Source organism: Salinivibrio socompensis S35, from assembly GCF_000513715.1.
Lineage (GTDB): Bacteria > Pseudomonadota > Gammaproteobacteria > Enterobacterales > Vibrionaceae > Salinivibrio > Salinivibrio socompensis.
Genome location: NZ_AQOD01000099.1, coordinates 1 through 21,265, shown reverse-complemented (window position 1 = coordinate 21,265; position 21,265 = coordinate 1). Strand labels below are relative to the sequence as shown.

The 21,265-nt window shown below is 50.3% G+C and carries 16 protein-coding genes and 5 pseudogenes; 12 read left to right on the top strand and 9 right to left on the bottom strand.

The features are described 5' to 3' along the window. Positions 1-150: 150 nt before the first annotated feature. A pseudogene (locus DZ54_RS21160) lies at positions 151-1,637 on the bottom strand (carboxypeptidase M32). Positions 1,638-1,793: 156 nt separating this feature from the next. Between DZ54_RS21160 and DZ54_RS21155 the strand changes: the two are divergent. After that, entirely contained in the window at positions 1,794-2,228 is a 435-nt protein-coding gene (locus DZ54_RS21155; RefSeq protein WP_240473980.1) for a gamma-glutamylcyclotransferase, read from the top strand. 222 nt (positions 2,229-2,450) lie between these two features. On the opposite strand, the gene DZ54_RS0111280 is transcribed toward DZ54_RS21155, so the two are convergent. Both DZ54_RS0111280 and DZ54_RS21150 read right to left on the bottom strand, forming a co-directional pair. After that, complete coding sequence (locus DZ54_RS0111280) at positions 2,451-3,464, bottom strand: outer membrane beta-barrel protein (RefSeq protein WP_025674167.1); 1,014 nt, start codon at positions 3,462-3,464, stop codon at positions 2,451-2,453. A gap of 326 nt (positions 3,465-3,790) precedes the next feature. Then, positions 3,791-4,491: pseudogene (locus DZ54_RS21150) on the bottom strand (DUF2786 domain-containing protein). Between the two features lie 229 nt (positions 4,492-4,720). Between DZ54_RS21150 and DZ54_RS21145 the strand changes: the two are divergent. Both DZ54_RS21145 and DZ54_RS0111265 read left to right on the top strand, forming a co-directional pair. Beyond that, positions 4,721-7,086, top strand: a pseudogene (locus DZ54_RS21145) (DNA polymerase II). Positions 7,087-7,213: 127 nt separating this feature from the next. Continuing rightward, positions 7,214-7,504, top strand: coding sequence for a DUF1289 domain-containing protein (locus DZ54_RS0111265; RefSeq protein ID WP_025674166.1), 291 nt, complete (start codon positions 7,214-7,216; stop codon positions 7,502-7,504). Between the two features lie 248 nt (positions 7,505-7,752). Here DZ54_RS0111265 and DZ54_RS0111260 read toward each other — a convergent pair whose 3' ends face one another. The 4 genes and pseudogenes from DZ54_RS0111260 to DZ54_RS21135 all read right to left on the bottom strand — a co-directional run bounded on the left by DZ54_RS0111260 (position 7,753) and on the right by DZ54_RS21135 (position 11,479). Beyond that, positions 7,753-8,448, bottom strand: coding sequence for a complement resistance protein TraT (locus DZ54_RS0111260; RefSeq protein WP_025674165.1), 696 nt, complete (start codon positions 8,446-8,448; stop codon positions 7,753-7,755). A gap of 255 nt (positions 8,449-8,703) precedes the next feature. Continuing rightward, positions 8,704-8,985 (bottom strand): 50S ribosomal protein L25, encoded by a 282-nt coding sequence (gene rplY, locus DZ54_RS0111255; protein ID WP_025674164.1) that lies wholly within the window; start codon positions 8,983-8,985, stop codon positions 8,704-8,706. 140 nt (positions 8,986-9,125) lie between these two features. Then, positions 9,126-10,924 (bottom strand): annotated as a pseudogene (gene radD, locus DZ54_RS21140) (DNA repair helicase RadD). A 93-nt stretch (positions 10,925-11,017) separates the two neighbouring features. After that, entirely contained in the window at positions 11,018-11,479 is a 462-nt protein-coding gene (locus DZ54_RS21135) for a GNAT family N-acetyltransferase (protein WP_037330426.1), read from the bottom strand. A 286-nt stretch (positions 11,480-11,765) separates the two neighbouring features. On the opposite strand from DZ54_RS21135, the gene rsuA reads away from it, so the two are divergent. The 9 genes from rsuA (at position 11,766) to DZ54_RS23565 (ending at position 20,410) form a co-directional block, all read left to right on the top strand. Beyond that, positions 11,766-12,458 carry a 16S rRNA pseudouridine(516) synthase RsuA gene (rsuA, locus tag DZ54_RS0111240; RefSeq protein ID WP_025674162.1) on the top strand — a complete coding sequence of 231 codons (693 nt, stop codon included), beginning with the start codon at positions 11,766-11,768 and terminating at the stop codon, positions 12,456-12,458. A gap of 213 nt (positions 12,459-12,671) precedes the next feature. Further along, entirely contained in the window at positions 12,672-13,880 is a 1,209-nt protein-coding gene (locus DZ54_RS0111235; protein WP_025674161.1) for a Bcr/CflA family multidrug efflux MFS transporter, read from the top strand. Further along, on the top strand, positions 13,877-14,341 hold the full coding sequence (locus DZ54_RS21130; RefSeq protein ID WP_051416009.1) for a DUF2913 family protein: 465 nt from the start codon (positions 13,877-13,879) through the stop codon (positions 14,339-14,341). The genes DZ54_RS0111235 and DZ54_RS21130 overlap by 4 nt, the downstream gene beginning before the upstream one ends. 20 nt (positions 14,342-14,361) lie before the next feature. Then, on the top strand, positions 14,362-14,514 hold the full coding sequence (locus tag DZ54_RS27505; RefSeq protein WP_164831586.1) for a DUF2913 family protein: 153 nt from the start codon (positions 14,362-14,364) through the stop codon (positions 14,512-14,514). A gap of 115 nt (positions 14,515-14,629) precedes the next feature. Next, positions 14,630-16,006 carry an MATE family efflux transporter gene (locus tag DZ54_RS0111225; RefSeq protein WP_025674159.1) on the top strand — a complete coding sequence of 459 codons (1,377 nt, stop codon included), beginning with the start codon at positions 14,630-14,632 and terminating at the stop codon, positions 16,004-16,006. 148 nt (positions 16,007-16,154) lie between these two features. Further along, a complete protein-coding gene (locus DZ54_RS0111220; protein WP_025674157.1) occupies positions 16,155-16,826 on the top strand; it encodes an ABC transporter ATP-binding protein in 672 nt (223 codons plus the stop codon). After that, on the top strand, positions 16,807-19,281 hold the full coding sequence (locus tag DZ54_RS0111215) for an ABC transporter permease (RefSeq protein WP_025674156.1): 2,475 nt from the start codon (positions 16,807-16,809) through the stop codon (positions 19,279-19,281). Before DZ54_RS0111220 ends, DZ54_RS0111215 begins: the two co-directional genes overlap by 20 nt. Positions 19,282-19,308: 27 nt before the next feature. Next, the gene (locus DZ54_RS21125; RefSeq protein ID WP_051416008.1) at positions 19,309-20,214 is read left to right on the top strand and encodes a lipocalin-like domain-containing protein; all 906 of its coding nucleotides are present in this window, start codon (positions 19,309-19,311) and stop codon (positions 20,212-20,214) included. Further along, positions 20,201-20,410, top strand: coding sequence for a lipocalin family protein (locus tag DZ54_RS23565; protein ID WP_051416007.1), 210 nt, complete (start codon positions 20,201-20,203; stop codon positions 20,408-20,410). The genes DZ54_RS21125 and DZ54_RS23565 overlap by 14 nt, the downstream gene beginning before the upstream one ends. Here the strand turns inward: DZ54_RS23565 and DZ54_RS23560 are convergent. Both DZ54_RS23560 and DZ54_RS23555 read right to left on the bottom strand, forming a co-directional pair. Continuing rightward, positions 20,407-20,847 carry a catabolite repressor/activator gene (locus tag DZ54_RS23560; RefSeq protein WP_128080509.1) on the bottom strand — a complete coding sequence of 147 codons (441 nt, stop codon included), beginning with the start codon at positions 20,845-20,847 and terminating at the stop codon, positions 20,407-20,409. The two genes, DZ54_RS23565 and DZ54_RS23560, sit on opposite strands and share 4 nt — an antisense overlap. Positions 20,848-20,928: 81 nt before the next feature. After that, a pseudogene (locus tag DZ54_RS23555) lies at positions 20,929-21,265 on the bottom strand (catabolite repressor/activator); the annotation flags it as partial.

Below are 21,265 nucleotides of genomic sequence, written 5' to 3'. Positions count from 1 at the left end.
CATGCAAAAAAAGCAACTGACTCACGGCCAAGTGAGGAGGGTGTAAAGATAAATATGACTGAACGCGCATTGTACAGAAGTGTGATGGAATTAACAGATTAACCTGAAAAAACCAAGGCCAACACACTGGCCTTGGGGGGGGATGAGCGCTTACAAATACCGCCCTTGAATATACTCGCGGAAGTGGGCGGGGTTGAGGGTTTCGCCGGTGGCGTCTTTGAGTAGGTGATCGGTTGAGGTGGTGCTGGCGCGTTGCCAAATATGCTCGGATAGCCACGCAAAAATCGGCGATAGATTACCGCTGGCGATAATGCCATCCACGTCCAACTGCTGACGCATCGCTTGCATCAACTGCGCAGCATAGAGGGCACCCAAGGTATAGGTAGGGAAGTAGCCAAAGCTGCCATCGGTCCAGTGAATATCTTGCATGCAGCCGTTTTTGAAATTGCCAGCGGTGCTAAGGCCAAGATATTGCTGCATGGCATGATCCCAGCGGTCAGGAATATGATCGACTTCCATGTTGCCACTGATCAGATCGCGCTCGATGTCATAGCGCAGCATAATGTGTGCTGGATAAGTGACTTCGTCGGCATCGACACGGATATAGCCCGGCTCGACTTGGGTTAACACGCGATGGAAGTTGTCGACATGAAAGGCAGGATCGTCCTGGCGGTTAAAGGCGTGCTTGGCTCGCTGACACATTAAGGTAGCGAATGCTTCACTGCGGGCGAGCTGCATTTCAAAAAACAGGCTTTGGCTTTCATGCACGCCCATTGAGCGCGCCTGACCAACAGGTAAACCGGCCAGGTCTTTAGGGAGCCCTTGCTCGTAGCGGGCATGGCCGGTTTCGTGGATTACGCCCATCAGTGCAGAGGTAAAGTCTTGCTCATCGTAGCGGGTGGTGATCCGCACATCGGTCGGCACACCGCCACAAAACGGGTGGGTACTGACATCGAGCCGTCCATGCTCAAAATTAAACCCTAGCTGTTGCATTACTTGCTCGCCTAAGGCTTTTTGTTGGGCTTGGGTAAATGGTCCTTTAGGCATAAGGGGTGGCTGTTGCGCTTGTTTGTCGACCACCGCTTGAATGGTCTCCGGTAGCCAAGCTTTAAGCGCGCCAAATACCTTATCGACACGATCAGCGGTCATCCCTGGCTCGTAGAGATCGAGCAGGGCATCGTAAGGTGCACAAGCTTTTTGGTCCGCACGAATATGGGCTTCTTCGCGCGCTAAGGCCACCACTTCTTTTAAGTTTTTGGCAAAGCCTGCCCAGTCGTTATCTTGACGCTGTTGGCGCCAGGCATGTTCGCATTTGGCACCCGCTAACGATTTGGCTTTGACGAGCGTATCGGGCAATACGCTGGCTTGCTGCCACTCGCGTCTCATCTCGGCGACACTGGTTTGTTGAGTTACGGTCAGTTGATTGGCTTTTTCATCCAGTTCGGCTAACCAGTCACTGAGCTCGGGTTGAGTCAATTGTTGGTGACAATATAGCGCGAGCTCAGCCATTGCATCCGCCGTGCCGTGTTGCCCCCGTCTGGCATCATGGTCGCTTGATCCCAACCGCAGATTGCGGCAAGGTGCTGAAAATGCGACAGACGTTTGAAATGGGCTTCGAGTTTATTGAGGGGTTCCATGTTTACTTCCTTGTTGACAACCTTGCCGGGTATTTTGGCAATTTGAGTGAGAAAAGCAAGGCAACGAAAAGCGTTCTGCCAGGTTATACAAATTCTGTCAGGTTATACAAACAAGGAGTATGCAACGCCATGTATCTGTTTGGTTATGGAAGTTTGATGAATCCGGCTTCACGCGCGCTGACCGGTGAATCGGGTTGGACGTGTCCCGTGACAGTGACCGGGCTCAGTCGTCATTGGAGCAATGTGAGTGAGGCGTTGATTTCGCCTTTGGTGGTGCTGCGTGGCGAGGGGGCGTGCAATGGCGTACTGGTGAAGATTGAACCGACGTCATTACCTGATTTTGATCGCCGTGAAGCCGGTTATCAGCGTCTCCAGTTAGCTGAGTCGGACATTGCCTTGCCCGAAGGTGTTGCTCTTGAGGGGCCGGTTTACGTTTACGTCGCAGAGACGCGACTTGCCCCCGATGTCGATAAGCCCATAGCCCAATCTTATGTCGATACGGTCATGGCAGGATGCTTACGCTACTCGACTGACTTTGCGCGCGCTCTTTTTAACCACCACACAAGGTTGGGAGGGCGCTTATCAAAATGATCGCGCGGAACCGAGATATCCACGTGTTGCAGGGGTGAGCGATCAAGATAGACTGGAAATCGACCGTTTGATGCAGACGCATTTGCACGATTTTTCAGATCGCGCGACCGAATAATGATCTGACCGAATAATGATCTACTCGACGCCACGGACAGTGATAAAAAAGGCCACCGACAATGCGGTGCCTTTTTGCGTGTTTACATGATGCGATCGTCGATGTGATTAATTCACTTCCACATAAACGAACTCTGGCGAGGTGACTTCCACGCGGCGGTTTTTCGCGCGACCATCGGCAGTATCGTTACTGGCGGTGGGGGCGGATTCGCCTTTGCCCATCACGGTTAAGCGCTCAGCAGTAATACCCGCGTCTAAGAAGACATCGGCGACGACTTGTGCACGCTCTTCAGAGAGTGTTTGGTTATAAGCCGCTGGGCCTTTGCTGTCGGTATGGCCAACAATCGTTGCCGTCGCTTCTTCATGTGTCAGCAAGCGTTCAACCAATGGTTGCAAGGAGGCGATCGCTTGCTCAGAAAGAGCCGCTTTATCAAAGCCAAACATTTCGGTTTCGCCGGCTTCCGATAGCACGATGGTTTGAGGCTCTGCGACCGGCTCTGGTTCTTGTACGGGCTCTGGCTCTGCCATAACCGGCTCTTCAACCATCGCTTCAGTCATTGGCTCGCTGGCGGTGCGGCCAAAGTGATAGGTCATCCCTACCGTGACGAGGTTATTGTCGACGCTAGAGAAATAGCCATCATCCATATCATTGATGTGCTGGTATTCAAGGCGGACATTGAGTTTATCCGTGGCTTGGTGATCGACACCAAGTGCGCCCATTAATGACACATCGTCACGATCACCCGCATTGCTGTTGAAGTTCCACATTGCGCCACCCACTTTTCCGTAGAGGGCGGTATCGGGTTTCACGTGGTAAGACAATTTCGGCGCAAGTGTTAACGCGGTGAGATCACCGGATGCTTTACCAAAGTTATCAAATTCAGTATCGAACCGACCTAAATAATCATAGGTGCCTTCCAGTGCAAACCAGTCATTGAAATCATAACCGGTGATGAGGCCCGCTCCGAGCTCTTGATCACCACAATCAGTGTCAGACACACAGCTGTCTTCTAAAAACGACGGCCCAATACGGCCACCCATGTAAAGACCACTGTCTTGCTGTGCATAAGCTGCGGGTGCAACGGCGAGTAAGAGACCGAGACCTGTTACGACTTTTTTCATGCCACTCTCCTAAATAAGGATATAAAGTATTTTATTTTATGCATTGTTAATGCTTGTTATTAAGTCACCTTAGACCATGAGATCGCAACTGCCAGCGAGTCGGACAGACGGAACATAGATAACGTGACATGGATCCTAGGCTAGACCTGAGAGGCGTGTAACACAATAGGGGAAAGGCGATTTAACCATGATTTGACGTGTTTAACACATCTGTCTTATTGGTGGGAAAATGCTGACAGAGGCCGGACAAACGCCGGCCAATGTAAGTGCCTAATACGAGTTATTTGTTGTAAGGATAGGAAGGTGCTTGAGACGTGTTTCGTCGCTTAAGACTTTGTATTGCCCGTCAGGCGTTTTTGTGGGCCTTGACCGCTAACAGGGCGGCTGACTGAAATTTCGCGGCCCTTTTTCATGCCTCGTTCGTAGTCATCGGTCATCGCCGCCATGGCATCTTTGAGCTGTTGCTTGAAGGTTTCACGATCAATGTTGGCGAATTCTTTATCAATATAGCTTTTGATCTTGTCGTCGCTGTCTCGTGCATCAAGCTGCGGCAGTTTGTCGAGCGCCCCTTCAAGCCAGCCGGTTGTGAAAGACTGAACCGGCGGGTGACTTGTTGGGTGCTGGTGCCTGAGCCTGCGAAGCTGTTACGAAACTGACCTATGTGCTCATTCATATCGCGATATACCACGTCAAACGCAAACGCCGCAAAAATTGCCCGGTCAGCATCACCGATAAATTCGGCTTGCTTGAGCCCTTTATGGTTGACTAATACGCACTCGACGCCGAAGCGGCTATTGATACCGCGGATAATCTTTAAGATCGATTGGCTGATAGAGGCGGGCAACAGCTTCTCAGAGCGCGTTTTACCCATACTGATGAAGTCAATGTCGTCCTGATCGAGACCATGCTTACGCATCAGCCGCTCGGCCATTTTAATCGCTTGCGCCGCCTCGTTGACGTTGGCGGAATTGCTCAGTTCTAGACATTTCGCAATTTTTTTGAGCGCTTTGCTTTTCGGATCTGACATTCACACTTCCCGATAACGAACAAACGCGCATTGTATCGCGTCCGCGAGCCACAACAAAGGTGAGATTATTGTAAGCGTCGGCATGGGAACGAATATCGGCGGCGACTCAGCAGGAATGATGAACGAGAGCTGTTTATCTATACAGTGATAAGCCGCGTTTGTTACACTGGTCGTATCATTTACCACATCCTTATCGATAACGCCTGTGACTTCATCGACGGCTCCTTATATGCAGCAAGGCTTTGTGATCACGCGTCAACAGCGTGATTGGGGCCATGGCTCTACCATTGTTTTATGGCTCACCACACCTGATGGTCCAGTCAAACTCTGTATTGAGGATCAGCAAAGTGTGTTTTTTGTGCCTTTGGAAGAAAAAGCGCGCGTGGAGGCGTTATTACCTTCTGTTGATGCCAATGCTTATTGTCAAGCCGTGCCGTTAGCAACCTTTCAACATACCCCTGTGGCTGCTTGCTACTTCACCAGTGTTAAGCGTGCTCGAGAAGGGCAAAAAGTGATCAGTGGCGCCGCGATTCCACTGTATGAAGGGGATCTGCGCTTAGCCGACCGTTATCTGATGGAGCGCTATATTTGTGGCAGCTTGCTGTTCACCGGCCAGGTACGACAACGCCAAGGCTATCTAGAAGTGACGCAAGGCAAAGCCAAGCAAGCGGATTATACGCCCACGCTTCACCATGTCTCTTTGGATATCGAGTGTTCACAAAAAGGTCAGCTTTATTCCGTGGGGTTAGACAGCGACAAAGACAGCCGTGTGATCATGGTCGGTGCGCCTCAGAACGATGCCCCTGCATGGATAGAATGGGTGGATAACGAAGAGGCTTTATTGGTCGCCTTGGAGCGATGGTTCGCGCAATACGATCCCGATGTGGTGGTGGGCTGGAATGTGATTGATTTTGACTTTCGCCTATTGGTTAAACGCGCGCAGCGCTACCAGCGTGATTTACGCCTCGGTCGCGGCGGAGAGCGTGCTTTTTGGCGAGAAGGGGGTAGCAATAAGCCGGGCTTTATCAGTTTAGCAGGGCGGGTGGTGATTGATGGGATTGATGCGCTAAAAACCGCGACCTATGGATTTCGCTCTTGGGCGCTTGAAGCGGTGGCTCAAACCTTGTTAGGGGAGGGGAAAGCGATTGATGATCCGCATGATCGTATGGCCTCGATTAATCGCATGTTTTATCACGATAAAGTGGCGCTTGCGACCTATAACTTACAAGATTGCCGTTTGGTCAACCGAATCTTCGATCACACCCATCTACTCGACTTTTTAATCGAACGTTCGCGCTTAACCGGTGTGGAGCTCGATCGCGTGGGCGGCTCGGTAGCGGCATTTACTAACTTGTTTTTACCGCGTTTGCATCGTTCAGGTTACGTCGCGCCGAACCTGGCCAGCGAAGGTTGGATCGCAAGCCTGGTGGCTACGTGATGGACTCTAAACCCGGCTTATATCACTCTGTGCTGGTGTTAGATTTTAAGTCGCTGTACCCCTCGATTATTCGCACCTTTCTTATCGATCCGCTTGGGCTGATCGAGGGGCTAAAGGCACAAGATGCCGACCCGGAAGCTGACACGGTGCCAGGGTTTCGAGGCGGTGTTTTTCATCGAGAAAAGCATTACTTACCGGCATTGATTGATGATTTGTGGCAGGCGCGTGATCGGGCGAAAAAAGCCGGTGAAAAAGCGTTTTCGCAGGCCATCAAAATCATCATGAACTCTTTCTATGGTGTGCTAGGTTCATCAGGGTGCCGTTTTTTCGATCACCGATTGGCGTCATCAATTACCATGCGCGGCCATGAGATCATGAAGACCACCCGTGAGTTGATTGAAGCGCAAGGCTTTGAGGTGATCTACGGTGACACAGACTCGACCTTTGTGTCATTGGGGGGAGAAAAAGCGAGCGAGGACGCCGATGCCATCGGGCGGAACCTAGCGAGCCATGTGAATCAGTGGTGGCGCCAGCACCTGCGGGAAGCCTATGGTCTCGAATCATTGCTGGAAATTGAATACGAAACCCATTATCAACGCTTTTTAATGCCTACCATTCGTGGGCAAGAAACCGGCAGTAAAAAGCGTTATGCAGGACGGATAGTCAACGCTGATACCGGTGAATCGCATCTGGTATTCAAAGGCTTGGAAACGGTAAGAACCGATTGGACCCCATTAGCGCAACAGTTTCAGCAACAGCTTTATCAACGGGTGTTTGATGGCACCGATGTCGATGCTTTTATCCGCGATATTGTTGCCCGCACGCAACAAGGAGAGCGTGATGCTGAGCTGGTGTATCGTAAACGGTTACGACGCCCGATTACGGAATACCAAAAAAATGTGCCGCCGCATGTGCGTGCCGCGCGACTGGCTGACAGTGAAAACCAAAAACTCGGCCGCCCTGAGCAGTATCACCGTGGTGGCTGGATTGAATATGTGATCACGGTAAATGGGCCTGAGCCATGTATGTATCGACGCAGTCCGATGGATTATCAACATTATATTGATAAACAGTTGAAACCGATTGCTGACGGGATCTTGCCGTTTATTGGTAAAGAGTTCGATACCTTGGCATTGCCGCAATTGGGCTTGTTCTAAGCATACTGGTTCTAAGCATATTGGTTCTAAGCGTACTCGGTTGCTTGCTTCGAGAAGTGATTTTTACGCGCAACTTGCAATTGTTCCTGTCACCCGCTTGAATAAAAGCATCAGCAGGGAGAGTGACGTGGAACAGCTGGATTTTTTCGAGGTGCCGAGCCCGTGCAAAGGCATCTGTCAGGTGAATAATAAAGGCTACTGTAAAGGGTGCTTTCGCAGCCGCGATGAGCGCTTTTATTGGTATGAGTTCACCAACGAGCAGAAACGTAATGTGGTGCGTTTATGCCACCAGCGTTACTTGCGGATTATGCGGGCCAAACGTCAACAGGCGCAAAACACCGCCCCAGAGTCAGAATCTCTTCCACACCAGCCTTCGCTGTTTGATGACAGTGGTGACATAACAGAAGGACCAAGATAACCACGAACCTTACCGCATTAAACTTATTTTTTAATTCGTTTACGTTACGTAATTATTTGATTAACAGCATTGTGCACCTCGGATTAAAAACGTGATGACTTTAACTGAACGTTTTCATATGAGATAGCGCTTATTATCAAATGATATTACAGGAGTTGTTTGAGTTGCTATGCTCCAACAATGTGTTACATAGATAAAGAAAAGCGGATAAAGAAAAGCGCTCTTCATTGAAGAGCGCTCGTTCTAAATTATAAAAGACCACTAATTGATTGTGTCAGTCCTTTCTTCAGTTCTGGCTCTGCTTCAGCGAACTCTAGATTGACTTTATTGGCGGTAGAAAGCACACGTGTTTGATAACGTTTCCACTGCGTTTTCTCCGTTGATGTTACCATCTTCTTACTGCTTGAACCTTGCGCAAGTTGAGAGTCTAACGCCTCTGTAACAACGACACCATCAGACGCACGTTCAGAAATTTGCAGATCAGTGATCATCGAGTAATAGACATCTTCAACCATGGCATCAGCGACTAGGCCAATAGCCGCGCCAGCCAGTGATGCGGCACCTCGACCTGAACCGCCACCAAACTGAGCCCCCGCTAACGCACCACCAACAGCGCTACCAAAACCTTGAGATAAAAAGTTTTCACTTTCACGCAGGTCAGCTTTACCGACTTGTAAAATATTTGCCTGGATCATGTAATGGGCTTTGCTTGGATCTTCTAAAACCTTATATCCACGGCTTTCAATTTTTGCTTTGATATCCGATTTGATATCCAAGTTGGGCTTGTCTGAGGTATTGCGAATTTGTAGGAATACTGTGCGTTTTGATGGAGCAACTGGATCGAGAAAGACGGTATCGCTCATTTTTGTCTGTACATCAAGATCGCGCTTTTTAACAAGCGTATTTGTTGCGGAACACCCAGTGAGTACGAGCGTCAGTGACATTAATACGGCAAGAAAGATATTTTTTTTTCATGGTGATAGATAGCGTTTGTATTAAAAATGGGACACTATCTTAATCAAATTATTAGGTAAATTGGAATCTTTCTATTACTTCTACTTCCTGTTTGGTGATCGGGGTCATGTATTTTTGACACTGAAATGACATATCAATCTTTTATTGAAAATGTCATAGTGATGAAAATAAAAAAGGCGCCCCTGGGGACGCCTAATCTCATTACATCTTTATCGACACAGCGATTAGATGCGGATGAAGTCCATGTGTTCAACTTTTGGCTTGAACGGGTGACGTTGGATGTCTTGTGGCTTCACTTTTACTTCTTGGCCATCAATAACCAGGATAATGCCTTCGTAGAATTCAGGCTTGTCCATTTGGTTAACCACAACTGGGTGGTCCAACGCGACGGATACAGGCTCTTGGTTGCCACCGTAAACGATCGCAGGGAATTTTTTCTGATGACGCAGGCGGCGGCTCGCACCTTTACCCTGTTCTGTACGTACTTCAGCTTCGAATTTAAACATAATAAATAACTCTCTTTAGAGTGAAAGAATAGCACCGAGCGTAGCGACCTAACTCAGTACCCAAAAACGAGCGCGGATGTTAGCACTGCTTGCGCATGAAAACAAGCGTCATCCTTGCGCAGAAGCTTAATAGCGCCCGTTTAGTTGGCTCGAACAAAGGCTTGCCCACGGCTTTGTGCCAACATCGCTTGTAACCTGTCTTGTGTGATAACACTATCTACATCAAAGATTTTCTGGCGAAGGTGCCAAAAACGACCGTGTTTGCGTGCAATCACAAAATCAGGCGGACGAAACCGATGTTGTGACGCTGTCACTTTAGTCGGGGCGGTATCTGTAAAGGGGCGATGGCGATCAACTAAATGTGGGCGAACAAATCGTGCTAAAAAGTCGTGTTTTTGTTTCTTGGTCGCAAGTGGCCAGACTTCATGTAAATCGTTGCCGTCGTGGGTGTGATAGGTCACTTTTAATTGTGGTTTTTGGTAGCGATTTTTACCCGCAGTCAAGGTCATATCGGCACACGCTACCACCAGCGCGTCTTTGAGTTTGAGAGCTTCTCGCAGTTTTTTATCGGGATCAATCAAAGGGGCATCACATTGGTGGCAGCGACGCGCGGCAATGTCGTTATCTGCTCCGCATTCGTCGCAAAATTTGGCACGAAACCGATAGCCGCAGATTTCACGCTCGCCCTCATCGTCTTCAAAATAACCTTGGCATTGGCGACCGTAATGTTCAAGCAAAAAGCCGTTGTCATCCAGTTTGCCCCAAAAGCTGTTGTTAAACCGCACGCAGGGCAAGGAATGGTAACCAGTTCACTGTCACTATCGGGTTTAGGCATGCCAATTTCGGGCTGATACAGATCGTAGACATTGCCGGCATAATCAAGGATTAGGCAGTCTTCTTTCCCTGGCGCTAACCTCAGACCACGGCCGGCAATTTGTTGATAAAGGCTCACTGATTCCGTGGGACGTAATATCGCAATCAAGTCGACATGTGGCGCATCAAACCCCGTGGTAAGTACGGAAACATTAACCAAATATTTAAGTGCTTTTTGTTTGAACGCCTCAATAAGACGATCGCGTTCGATACCTGGCGTGTCGCCGATGATTAGCGCGGCGCTGTCTTCTGGAAGGTATGTGATGATTTCTTTGGCATGATTGACTGTGGCGGCAAAAATCATGATTCCCTGACGCTGATGAGCATATTGAACGATTTGTTCGACAATTTGCGGCGTGGCACGCGGGGCATTGGCCACGACCTTATCAAGATCGGCCTCACGATAATAGCCGCTGGCAGTGCGTGACACCTGTGAAAAGTCATAGCTAAGTAGCGGTGCATCCAGAACATGAGCGGGAGTTAAAAAACCTTCATCCAAGAGGTGACTGATAGGGAGCTCAAAGACACAATCGCGGAAAAAGCGGGTGTCTGTGGTACGGACTTTACCACTGGTATGATATTGATAAATCCAACCTTGCCCCAACCGGTAAGGTGTGGCGGTTAACCCGAGTACTTTGAGGCCGGAATTAACATGTTGTAGATGCTGAATAACTCGACGATAACTGCTGTCTTCGTTGTCAGGAACGCGGTGGCACTCGTCGATCACCAACAGCGAGAATTGATCAACAAAGGCGTCGAGGTTGCGAACGACCGACTGCACCGAGGCGAACACCACCTTCTCATTCGATTCCTTGCGTCCTAAACCGGCGGAGAAAATACCGCCGGTGAGGCCATAGCCTTCATACTTGGCATGGTTCTGCTCGACAAGCTCTTTGACATGCGCCAGGACCAGTACTCGGCCTTTGGCAATACGTGCTAACTCGGCGATCACCAAACTTTTCCCGGCGCCCGTGGGCAGTACCGCAACCGCAGGAGAGGCATGACGACGAAAATAGTGAAGGACGGCTTTGACAGCGTCAGATTGATACGGGCGTAAGGTATACATAATTAAAAAACGGCCTAAGTAAGGCCGTTTAGTTTACTGACTTGTTGCCTCAGGTACAGGCTATTTCTACTCAACCGGTTAAATCCATGCCCGTTAGAGGCGTTTAGTGAAAATACAATGCTGACGGCGTGGTTGGTAATCGAATTGCTCATAAAACAGGCGAGCACCTTTGTTGCCAATGTTCATCTCTAAAATCACCGCCACACAGTTTTTTGCTTCGGCTTGCTTTTCTATCGCTGGGATCACGTGTGAGCCCACGCCTTGACGACGCCATGTTTGCTGAATAAAAAACTGATCAATCACGCCGACGATGCCGCCATTTTCAACACTAAAGCTATAGGCTAAGACAATAAAGCCGATGGTATCGGTTCCGCCCTCGTGCTCGACATCAATCAGGAACACATCGCCACGCTCGGGTTGCGACAACAATGTATTAAAAGTAGTAGTCAGGGGCTCGCGATCAAACGGCAAGGCCTCATGCTCATGTTGTTCGCGCGAGAGCGTTAACAAGGTTTCAATGGCATCGACGTCGGGGCGGCGAAGAGAGACAATCATGGTGTTTCCTTTTTATCACTGATTGGTCAAGACGACCGTATCATACTCGCCAAGCGAGTAGGCTCAATCGCGGTGCATTTTTCGATTTGCACGATGTGACAGACTCGGCGTCTCAACAAAAAGCGCTAGGTAGTGCTTGCATTATCACTAACGCATGTCATCGATAATGGAGATGAGTGTATCTTACTGCGCCTATTTTTTCCGCCAAATCTAGCAAAACTTGATCTGTGTCTTAGTGGCAATGTGACGTATAATCGTTGCAAACACAGGTGTAACGAATGGTAATATGCGGATAGATAAATTTTTATGTGAAACCCTAGGGGTGACACGAAAGCAAGCTGGCCGAGTGCTAAAAAGTGAAAGCGTCACGATTGATGGCGATATCGTAAAATCAGGTGCAATCAAAGTTGGTAAAGCAGCCGATGTGCAATTTGAAGGCCGATCGCTGACTTTGTCTGGCCCTCGCTACTTTATGATGCATAAGCCTGCTGGCGTGGTGTGCTCACACGAAGATGCCTATAATCCCACTGTGTTTGTATTGTTAGAGGAAGTGAATGCGGAGAAGCTTCATATCGTGGGCCGTCTGGATGCAGATACAACAGGCTTACTGTTATTCACCGATGATGGTCAATGGTCCCACCGTATTACGTCACCGAAACATCAGTGTACAAAAACCTATCGGGTGTGGTTAGCGGATCCGATCAGCGCGGATACGGCGAGTCAGTTTGAACAAGGTGTGATGCTACGTAGTGAACAGCAAGCGACATTGCCTGCCAAGCTTGAGCAAATTGATGACTATGAGGCCCTATTGACGATTCAAGAGGGGAAATATCATCAAGTTAAACGGATGTTTGCCGCGGTCGGTAACAAAGTGGAAGCCTTGCACCGAGAATCGGTCGGCGCCCTTGAACTGGATGACACACTCGAGCCTGGCGAATATCGCCCGCTGACGGAGGAAGAAATTGCCCTGTTAGGATAACTAACGGTGTGACGCCTTAATTTAGCCTTAGGTGCAAATCTAGCCTGAAGCACAGCCCTTGCTGTGCTTTTTTAATTCTAAAATGGACGCTGTGTGTTAAAAAGCAGTGACAAAAAGAAAGGCATTCTTTCCCGCTGCGCAACAATAAATTGTTACACTTTAAACAAGCTCACGTTATTTTCCTTTTTCCTGTCTTTTACGTTAAGGAGTGTTATGTCGCCATCATCGGCTGTTACCGCGTCTCCAGCGCAGTTAAGTTGGTTGTTAATCCTGGTGCTTGGGGCCATTGCTGCATTGACCCCATTGGCGATCGATATGTATTTGCCTGCCATGCCGGCTATTGCTGCGGATTTAAACGCGCCCAGTAGCGCGGTGAAGTCAACCCTGGTGGCTTATACTGCCGGTTTTGCGATTGGACAGCTTTTCCACGGCCCGATTTCAGACAGCTATGGGCGTAAGCCCGTGATGCTCGGCGGCGTGGCGCTCTTTTTTATCTGTGCGGTAGTCAGTGCGATGGCCCAAGATATTGATGTATTGATGATCGCTCGTACTACACAAGGCTTTGCAGGCGCAGCGGCGGCGGTGATCATTCAAGCGTTGGTGCGTGATATGTTCGAGCGCGAAGAATTTGCGCGCACCATGTCTTTTATTACGCTGGTGATGACGATCGCGCCGTTGGCGGCCCCGATGATTGGCGGTTACCTGCTAACGTGGTTTGATTGGCGCGCGATTTTCTGGGTACTGGCGGGGTGGGCCTGCTTTGTGACCTTGTGCATTATGTTTAGGATCCCCGAAACCTTACCGCGAGAAAACCGTCCGCCAATGCGGATTGGTGCTTCGTTACGTAACTATGCACGTATGCTAAAAACGCCCTTTGCGGTGGGCATGATCTTTTGTTCTGGGTTCTCGTTTGCCGGTATGTTCTCCTTTTTAACCGCGGGCTCGTTTGTCTATATCGATTACTATGGTGTTAGCGCTCAGATGTTTGGCTATCTGTTTGCACTTAACATCGTTTGTTTGATTGTGATGACGTTTATCAATGGACGTCTGGTCCGCAAAATGGGGTCGCATTGGATGCTGCGACTCGGGTTGAGTATCCAGCTGGTGGCGGGCATTGCTATTGCTGTTTTTCAATGGTTAGACATGGGGCTTTGGGGCACGGTGATCCCGGTGATGACGTATGTTGGGGTGATTTCAACCATCGGCAGTAACAGCATGGCGTGCTTGTTGTCCTGCTATCCACAAATGGCAGGCACCGCATCATCACTCGCGGGCACCATGCGGTTTGGTATTGGATCTCTAGTCGGTGCGGGCGTTGCCGTGGTTTCTGATGGCACACCTTGGGGCATGATTGGCGCCATCGCGATTTGTGCGATACTCTCTGCCGTTTTCTACTGGACGCTAGCACGTAAAGAACCATGAGTTATGTCATCACCATCCAAACCGTCATGGCCGCGGCCTTCGATGAGTTAGCGGCCGCGATTGACGATAAAAAAGTGGCCGATGCGCCAGCCGCTCGCGAGATATTTTTAGGTCGTTGGGCGGCGCAAGCGGTTAAGAAACAGCGCTTTCACCATAGCGTTAAAGCGGATCTGCAACGTTGGACCCAGCGTGCCCGCAGTGCCGGCACCAACGCGGGGTTAGAGGCAGAATTTCAACACATTCAGCGGCTCTACACCACGTGGTTTCCGGTCGGTGAGCCAGCGGTCCCTGTCCACCATACGCAGTTGCAACAAATGATTGACCGAGCACGTGAAGCAGGCTGGATGCTCCATACCCAAACGCCGATTGATCGAAAGGTCAAAATTGTCTCTGAAGGACAGCATTCGCTAGTGGTATGCCCTGAGGCAGTTCAGGCGGCCTTCAATGCTGAAGGCACTTAGCTCATCCTTTTAGTATTTATGTGCGTGGCCCAGAAGTTGATGTGATAGATTGGGCGCACCAAGCCCAACTGGCTCCCACGAAAGTCACTGCTTATAAGTCGATCGTTAAATACCATGCGGAATATCGACTTTGGCCCGACAACCATGCGGACTGCTTAATGGTGATGCCGTAGCCATTCATGGTGAGAGCAGACGGCTGATGAGCATTGAGAAACCGTCTGCGGGCGGTTTTTTCTTGTTTGAAAGCCACGTAAACTAGGCGCGTTGCCTGATTGGTTGGAGTATGTTGTGAGCGCTATTTCTCGTCCTTTCTTTGATGTGGTGTTTTTAAAACGCTTGCTGTTAATTGCTATTCCCATCGCACTCCAAACCATGATGTTTTCCAGCCGTAGTTTGGTCGATATCTTGATGGTCGGTCAGTTGAGTGAGGCGGATGTCGCGGCGATTGGGATTGCAGGGAAAGCAATGTTTGTCTCCACCCTGTTAATTTTGGGGGCGATGACCGGCGGCTCGATGTTAGTCGCGCAATACTGGGGCGCGGGCGACAGGCAAGGGTTTCGAGAAAAAATTGCGCTGACCGTGACCTTAACCAATGCCACCGCAGCGTTAAGTGCCTTTGTCTTTTGGGGTTATGCCGATACCATTATTGGCTTTGCCAGTGACAATCCTACCATCATTGCCTTGGGTCAAGACTACTTACAGATCGCGGGGTTATCGCTGTTCTGTCTTGCTAGCGTGTCAGGGCTCTCGGCAGGACTTCGTGCGATGCACAAACCGGGGATCAGTACCTTTTTTAGTGGGGTGGGGATCAGCGTCAATATCCTGCTCAACTGGGTGTTTATCTTTGGTCACTTCGACGCCCCAGAGCTCGGCTCCAAAGGGGCCGCCGTGGCGACGGTTCTCAGTGGTATTGTGGAAGTGGTCGCCTTATATACCTATTTGTACCGTCGCCAACACCTTGTTGCATTTTCCCTTGCTGAATGGCGCACTTCGCTCTCTCTGGTGGCGGTAAAACGCTTCTTGGCCCTTTCTTTGCCGACCGCGTTTAATTTTTTGATGTGGTCATCCGGCTTATTTATCTATCACGCCATTATTGGCCATGTGAATGAAGCGGGGTTAGCGGCGATTGCGGTTATTACGCCCGTCGAATCGTTATCGCTTTCCTTTTTAATCGGCACGGCCAATGCCGCCGCCGTCTTGGTTGGCAATAATCTTGGCGCCAAGCAAACCGATACGGCCTATCATCAGGCGTGGCAAGTGGCGGTGTTTAATTTTATTGCCGGGGTCTTTATCGCCGGTGTGATGCTGCTGATTAAACCTTGGGTCTTGGGGTTTTTCCCGGCACTGACCGGCGAAACCGCGCAAATTACCGAATATTTTTATTGGGCGATGTGTGCGTTGATTGTGGTTAAAACGATCCCTATGGCGATGATTGTCGGTGTACTGCGTGCTGGTGGCGATGTGCGCTACTGTTTGGGACAAGATTTTGTTGCGCAGTGGCTGATTGGTATTCCTGTGGTACTTGCGGCCGCCGTGGTGTTTGAATGGCCGGTTTACTGGGTGTATGCCTTGCTCGCAACAGAAGAAGTGGTCAAGTGGGTCGGCTCTGTCATCCGGGTAAAATCGGGCGTCTGGCTAAACTATCTTGTCGATGACCCCCATTGATAAAGGGAAAGACAAAATGGGAAGCTGCCCACCTTGTTTTGCTCTTTTCTCAGCCTCTTAATTGGGGTACATTGCCAAATTAGTTAAACAGTGTGACCTAGTTCTCGTTTATTGCTGTTTTAAAAACACTACAAGGGTGTGCATTGGCATGTTAGCAATTAAAACGCTGTGTAAGGGGTATCAGGACGGGCGCGATTTTCACCCTGTGCTTCAAGGCGCGGCGATGTCGCTCTCGTCGACCAGCCAGCTTGCGCTGATGGGGGAAAGCGGCTCAGGGAAAAGTACCTTACTTAACCTGATTGCAGGGTTGGATAAACCTGATAGCGGTGAGATCTGGTTTGATGATACGCCCTTGCACACGTTAACTGAACGCGCGCGTACTCAGTTTCGTCGTCAGAACATTGGTCTTATCTTTCAGCAGTTCAATTTGCTTCCCACGCTATCGATTGCCGATAACATCCGCTTTTGTCGCCAATTAAAAGGGCTCAAAGACGATGCCAATTTGTGGCGGCAAATTGTCTCTCAGCTTGATTTAATGCCACTGCTAAATCGGTATCCGGAAGAAGTGTCGGGCGGGCAGCAACAGCGTGCCGCGATCGCACGCGCTTTGTATATGACCCCGAAGTTATTGTTAGCCGACGAACCCACCGGTAGCTTGGACGAACGTAATGCCGATGCGGTCATGCGCTTGTTGACTACGCTGACACGCCAGCAAGGTTCGAGCCTTTTATTGGTCACGCACAGTAATACGGTCGCCAGCTACTTACAGGGCAGTGTTGGGCTGCAAGGAGGCGTACTCAGTGTTCGGGCCCGTCGCTAACGCACTTTGGGGGCATTATCGCCGCCATCCTTTTCAGATCTTTCTTGTCTGGTTGGGGCTAACTCTCGGCGTCGCGCTGCTTGTCGGTGTGTTATCGATTAACCAACATGCCCAGCAAAGCTACCGTGAAGGCGCCAAGCTGTTCAGTAATCCTTACCCATTCAGCATTCACCATACTCAACGAACCCAGCGTGTACCGCAGGCCTTTTATATTGATTTGCGCCGGGCCGGGTTGATCCAATGTGTCCCAGTTGATCGCTTGCAGGTTGTGACACCGTCACTTGATGACCTCAATCTAATGGGGGTTGATACCATTGCCATGTTACCACTGTTAGTGGGACGGGGGAGTGAACAAGGACGTTCACGCGCGGGGATTTCGCCGGTCAATGCTATCACGCCGCCTTATCCCGTTTATGTTGGTGAGGCGATGGCGAACCATAAAGGCTGGCAAGATGGGCAAATGATTGATCTGCTCGATTACCCAGCGATTGGACCCTTGCGCGTGATTGACAACGATGCACTGAGTATGGGGACCTATTTAGTCGCTGATATGGCGTTATTGCGCGCATTATCCTCACATGCCGGCATGGCGGAAATCCTATGTGGACCCTTGACCCAAGCGGAGCGCCAGCAAATCCGCAGTGCGCTGCCACCGGCATTGACACTGACTAAAACACAGGCCACGCAGTTAGGGCCTCTCACCCGTGCTTTTCATCTTAACCTGCTTGCCATGGGGTTATTGGCTTTTGTGGTGGGCTTATTTATTTTCTACCAAGCGATTTCGCTTTCAATGACACAACGGCAACCATTAGTAGGGGTGCTACGCCAACTTGGTGTTGATGGGCGTCAGCTGTCTACGGTGATGCTTGCAGAGCTTCTGGCGTGGGTCGTCCTTGGGGTGATCAGTGGCAATGTGCTGGGCTTAATGTTGGCGAATCAATTGCTTCCTACCGTGGCGACGACGCTGTCTGATTTATATGGTGCCGATATTGACTTGGTGATGCATTGGCAGTGGCAATGGGGATTGGCAAGTCTATTGCTCGCGATCCTGGGGGCAATCATGGCATCAGCATGGCCACTGGTTCGTTTACTTAACACCTCTCCGGGGCGCCTATCTCAGCGAATGACATTAGTGAGAGGGACGCATCAAGAGTACGCGGTGCAAGCGATTATCGCGATATTATTGGGCGTGACGGCGTGGGGAGTCTCTTACTGGGAGAGTAGCCAATGGCAGGGATTCACACTGATTGCATTGACCATGTTAAGCGCTGCCTTAGCGTTGCCATATGCCTGTGGCTGGTTGTTTCATACCTTGGCGCGGCACTATGCGGGTGCTCGTTGGCGCTGGTTCTTTACCGATGCCGCGGCCAGTTTGAGTTATCGAGGTGTCGCGGCCATGGCCTTTATGCTTGCCATTTCTGCGCATATTGGTATGGAAACCATGGTGGGAAGCTTTCGTGCCAGCACCGAGACCTGGCTGCAGCAACGACTCGCTGCAGATGTGTATGTTCGGCCCGGTAACGATTTACTACCCCGAATTGAATCCTGGCTTGTTGAACAAGAGGATGTATCGCAATTTTGGGCTACTTATCGACGTGAGCTAGCGGCACCTCAAGGGCGTCTTGAGGTGTTATCGGTGGGTAACCGACGGCTCGAAAAGCAATCCTTGGCAGTCAAGTCGGCACAACCGGATTATTGGACGCAACTACATCAGCAACGCGCGGTGCTTTTAAGTGAATCGCTTGCGGCTAAATTTGATGTCAGTGTGGGCGAAATGGTGAATCTCCCTGCGCCGATGGGTGAGCGCTGGCACGTGGCAGGGATCTATTACGATTACGGTAATCCTTATGGGCAATTGGTTGTTTCGACGCGCAGTGAGGCCGGTGCATGGCTCGCACAAGGGCGGCCGGCGTTGGCCGTGGTCTTAGACAAAGCAGCCCCAAGCGAGCACTTTGTCAATCGAATGAATATGCGCTTTAGCCTGAGCAATGGCCAGGTGCAAAACCAAGCCGACATTATGCGCTATGCGATGCGCATCTTTGACCGGACGTTTACCGTCACCGAAAGTTTATGCGTGTTGATGCTGATTGTGGCGATTAGCGGCTTGTTCTTTGCGACGTTAGCCACCGAGTTATCGCAGCAACGCCAGTACAGTCTGTTGCGTTATTTGGGGCTCTCCGGGCGAGAGCTTATTGCACTTGGCGGCGGGCAATTGGTTATCCTTGGATTAGCCAGTGTGCTTATTGCGATCCCGTTGGGGCTGGTGTTAGCGAGCATGCTCATTCACGTGGTGCTTAAAGCGTCATTTGGTTGGACAATGACGATGAACTTCTTCCCGATGACGTATATAACCACCATTAGCCTTTCGATGTTCGCCTTAATGGTGGCAGGGGCATGGCCGGTTTATCGCATGCTCAAACGTACCGCCGCCGCCTCGTTACGTGATGCGCAGTAGGAGAGTTGCCGTGAGATCGAGTCAGCGATGGTTAAACCGATTGGGCGTTTATTGTTCGGTTTTCTGGTGGTCTTTGGCCTGGGTGCCTTGATTTGGTGGGGGAAACAACCTGCATCGTCAATCAACTCTACCGATGATTTTGATGTTTTCGGCCAACAAGATGGCTTTGCCGCGGTGACGCCTGATTACATACCGAACTATCCGCAAGATATGGCTTCGCATCCTGCATTTGCCACTGAATGGTGGTATCTGACGGCGACATTAACGGATAACACGGGACAAGAATACGGTGTGCAATGGACCCTATTTCGGCGTGCGCTGAGCCCCAGTCAAAAGGTAGGGTGGGCAAATCAGCAACTTTATCTGGCTCATGTTGCCATCACGCGTGCCGATCAGCAGTGGGAAGCTGAGCGTTTCGCCCGGGGAGGAATTGGTCAGGCAGGCGTGACGGTGTCACCGTTTCAGGCGTGGCTGGATGATTGGCAATGGCAAGGCGATGATCAGCCTTTACCGGCGAAAGTCCGTGCATCCTGGGCCGAACAGGACGCCGCGGTGGGATTTGCACTGCAGGTGGCGGATAGTGGCTTGCGAGTGAAACAGGGCGAACAAGGATACAGTATTCGCCATGCCAGTCAGCCGTCAGCTTCTTACTACTTTTCACTGCCACAATTAACTATCGAAGGGCAGCTTACCATCGAAGGCGAGACAATACCGGTGTCGGGGAAAGGGTGGTTTGATAAAGAGTGGCCCAGCGGTGCGATGGCCAAAGATCAAACTGGTTGGGATTGGTTCGGCCTGAACTTAGACGATGGACGAGCGTTAATGGTCACTCAGATCCGAGGTCATCAGCCCTTTGTTTTTGGCTCATTAACCGAACCAAATGGGACACGTTGTGCCCTTAACGCAATCGGATATTCGCATGTTGCCCGTTAGTCATGCCAAGATGCGTGAGGGTGTAAGCTTGCCGATTGCTTGGCAAATCAAAGTCCCAGATCAGGGGATTACCATCACTACTCAGCCACTTAATCGACAAAGCTGGATGGATTTAAGTATCCCCTATTGGGAAGGGCCCGTGCGTGTGCAAGGCAGCGTAACAGGCCGGGGTTTTATGGAAGCAACCGGTTATTAACCAAGCCCGACCCAGGCCTGAGTTTGATGCGGTCGCCATATTGGTTGACGCTCGACAGTGATCACGCCAGGCTGGTTGTCACCTTGGGCGGCAGAAACGGCCAGACTCAATGCCGCATCACTGATCGCTTCAAATTGCTGGGGTAAAGACTGCACCCCAAAAGGGAGAAAGTCTAAAATACGGCTATCACCAAAAGTGGCGAAATATAGGGCGGTGGGGGCAATGCCTGTCTGACGAATCGCATCCAGCACGCCCTCACAGAGCGTGAATGAGGTGGTCAAAAGCGCATCAGGCAAATCCCCAGCGTCTATCCACTCTGTCATTAAGCGTTGTCCCTCTGAACGACTAAAGGCGTTGCCATAGCGCACTTGGCCCTCTATCTGTTGCGATTGTAATGCCTGTTGTGATTGTAATGACGTGAAAAAAACCTTGCTCACGATCTTGAGAGATCGCCAGAGCAGGCACTGCACCGATGAGTCCGGCTTGATAGACATCGGCGAGGCTTATCAATCGTTCAGTCAGCTGATAAGCCCTTTAGCATCGTCTGTTAATACGTTGGCAAATTGCGTGGCATCTAGGCCGCGGTCAATGGCGATAATCGGTGTACCTTGCTGTTGTAGCCTAGGATAAAAGGCGTTATCGGCCGGTAAACAAGAAGCCACAATTAAGGCATCGATCTTCCTGGATACCAGCGTCTGTGCGACCGTTTTTTCTCGCTCAGGATCGTCGTCCGATCCAGTAATAATCACTTGGTAACCTTGATCATGCGCTTTGCGTTCAAATAATTTGGCCAAATTGGCGTAGCTGGTATTGGCAAGATCCGGAACCACTAAGCCCAAGGGTGTGTGTCGTGCC

What these genes read in the sequence shown, in the direction of transcription:
- DZ54_RS21155 (WP_240473980.1), top strand. Translation starts at nt 1,794, where the DNA reads ATGAATCCGGCTTCACGCGCGCTGACCGGTGAATCGGGTTGGACGTGT.
- DZ54_RS0111280 (WP_025674167.1), bottom strand. Translation starts at nt 3,464, where the DNA reads ATGAAAAAAGTCGTAACAGGTCTCGGTCTCTTACTCGCCGTTGCACCC.
- DZ54_RS0111260 (WP_025674165.1), bottom strand. Translation starts at nt 8,448, where the DNA reads ATGTCACTGACGCTCGTACTCACTGGGTGTTCCGCAACAAATACGCTT.
- rplY (WP_025674164.1), bottom strand. Translation starts at nt 8,985, where the DNA reads ATGTTTAAATTCGAAGCTGAAGTACGTACAGAACAGGGTAAAGGTGCG.
- DZ54_RS21135 (WP_037330426.1), bottom strand. Translation starts at nt 11,479, where the DNA reads ATGATTGTCTCTCTTCGCCGCCCCGACGTCGATGCCATTGAAACCTTG.
- rsuA (WP_025674162.1), top strand. Translation starts at nt 11,766, where the DNA reads ATGCGGATAGATAAATTTTTATGTGAAACCCTAGGGGTGACACGAAAG.
- DZ54_RS0111235 (WP_025674161.1), top strand. Translation starts at nt 12,672, where the DNA reads ATGTCGCCATCATCGGCTGTTACCGCGTCTCCAGCGCAGTTAAGTTGG.
- DZ54_RS21130 (WP_051416009.1), top strand. Translation starts at nt 13,877, where the DNA reads ATGAGTTATGTCATCACCATCCAAACCGTCATGGCCGCGGCCTTCGAT.
- DZ54_RS0111220 (WP_025674157.1), top strand. Translation starts at nt 16,155, where the DNA reads ATGTTAGCAATTAAAACGCTGTGTAAGGGGTATCAGGACGGGCGCGAT.
- DZ54_RS21125 (WP_051416008.1), top strand. Translation starts at nt 19,309, where the DNA reads ATGGTTAAACCGATTGGGCGTTTATTGTTCGGTTTTCTGGTGGTCTTT.
- DZ54_RS23565 (WP_051416007.1), top strand. Translation starts at nt 20,201, where the DNA reads ATGTTGCCCGTTAGTCATGCCAAGATGCGTGAGGGTGTAAGCTTGCCG.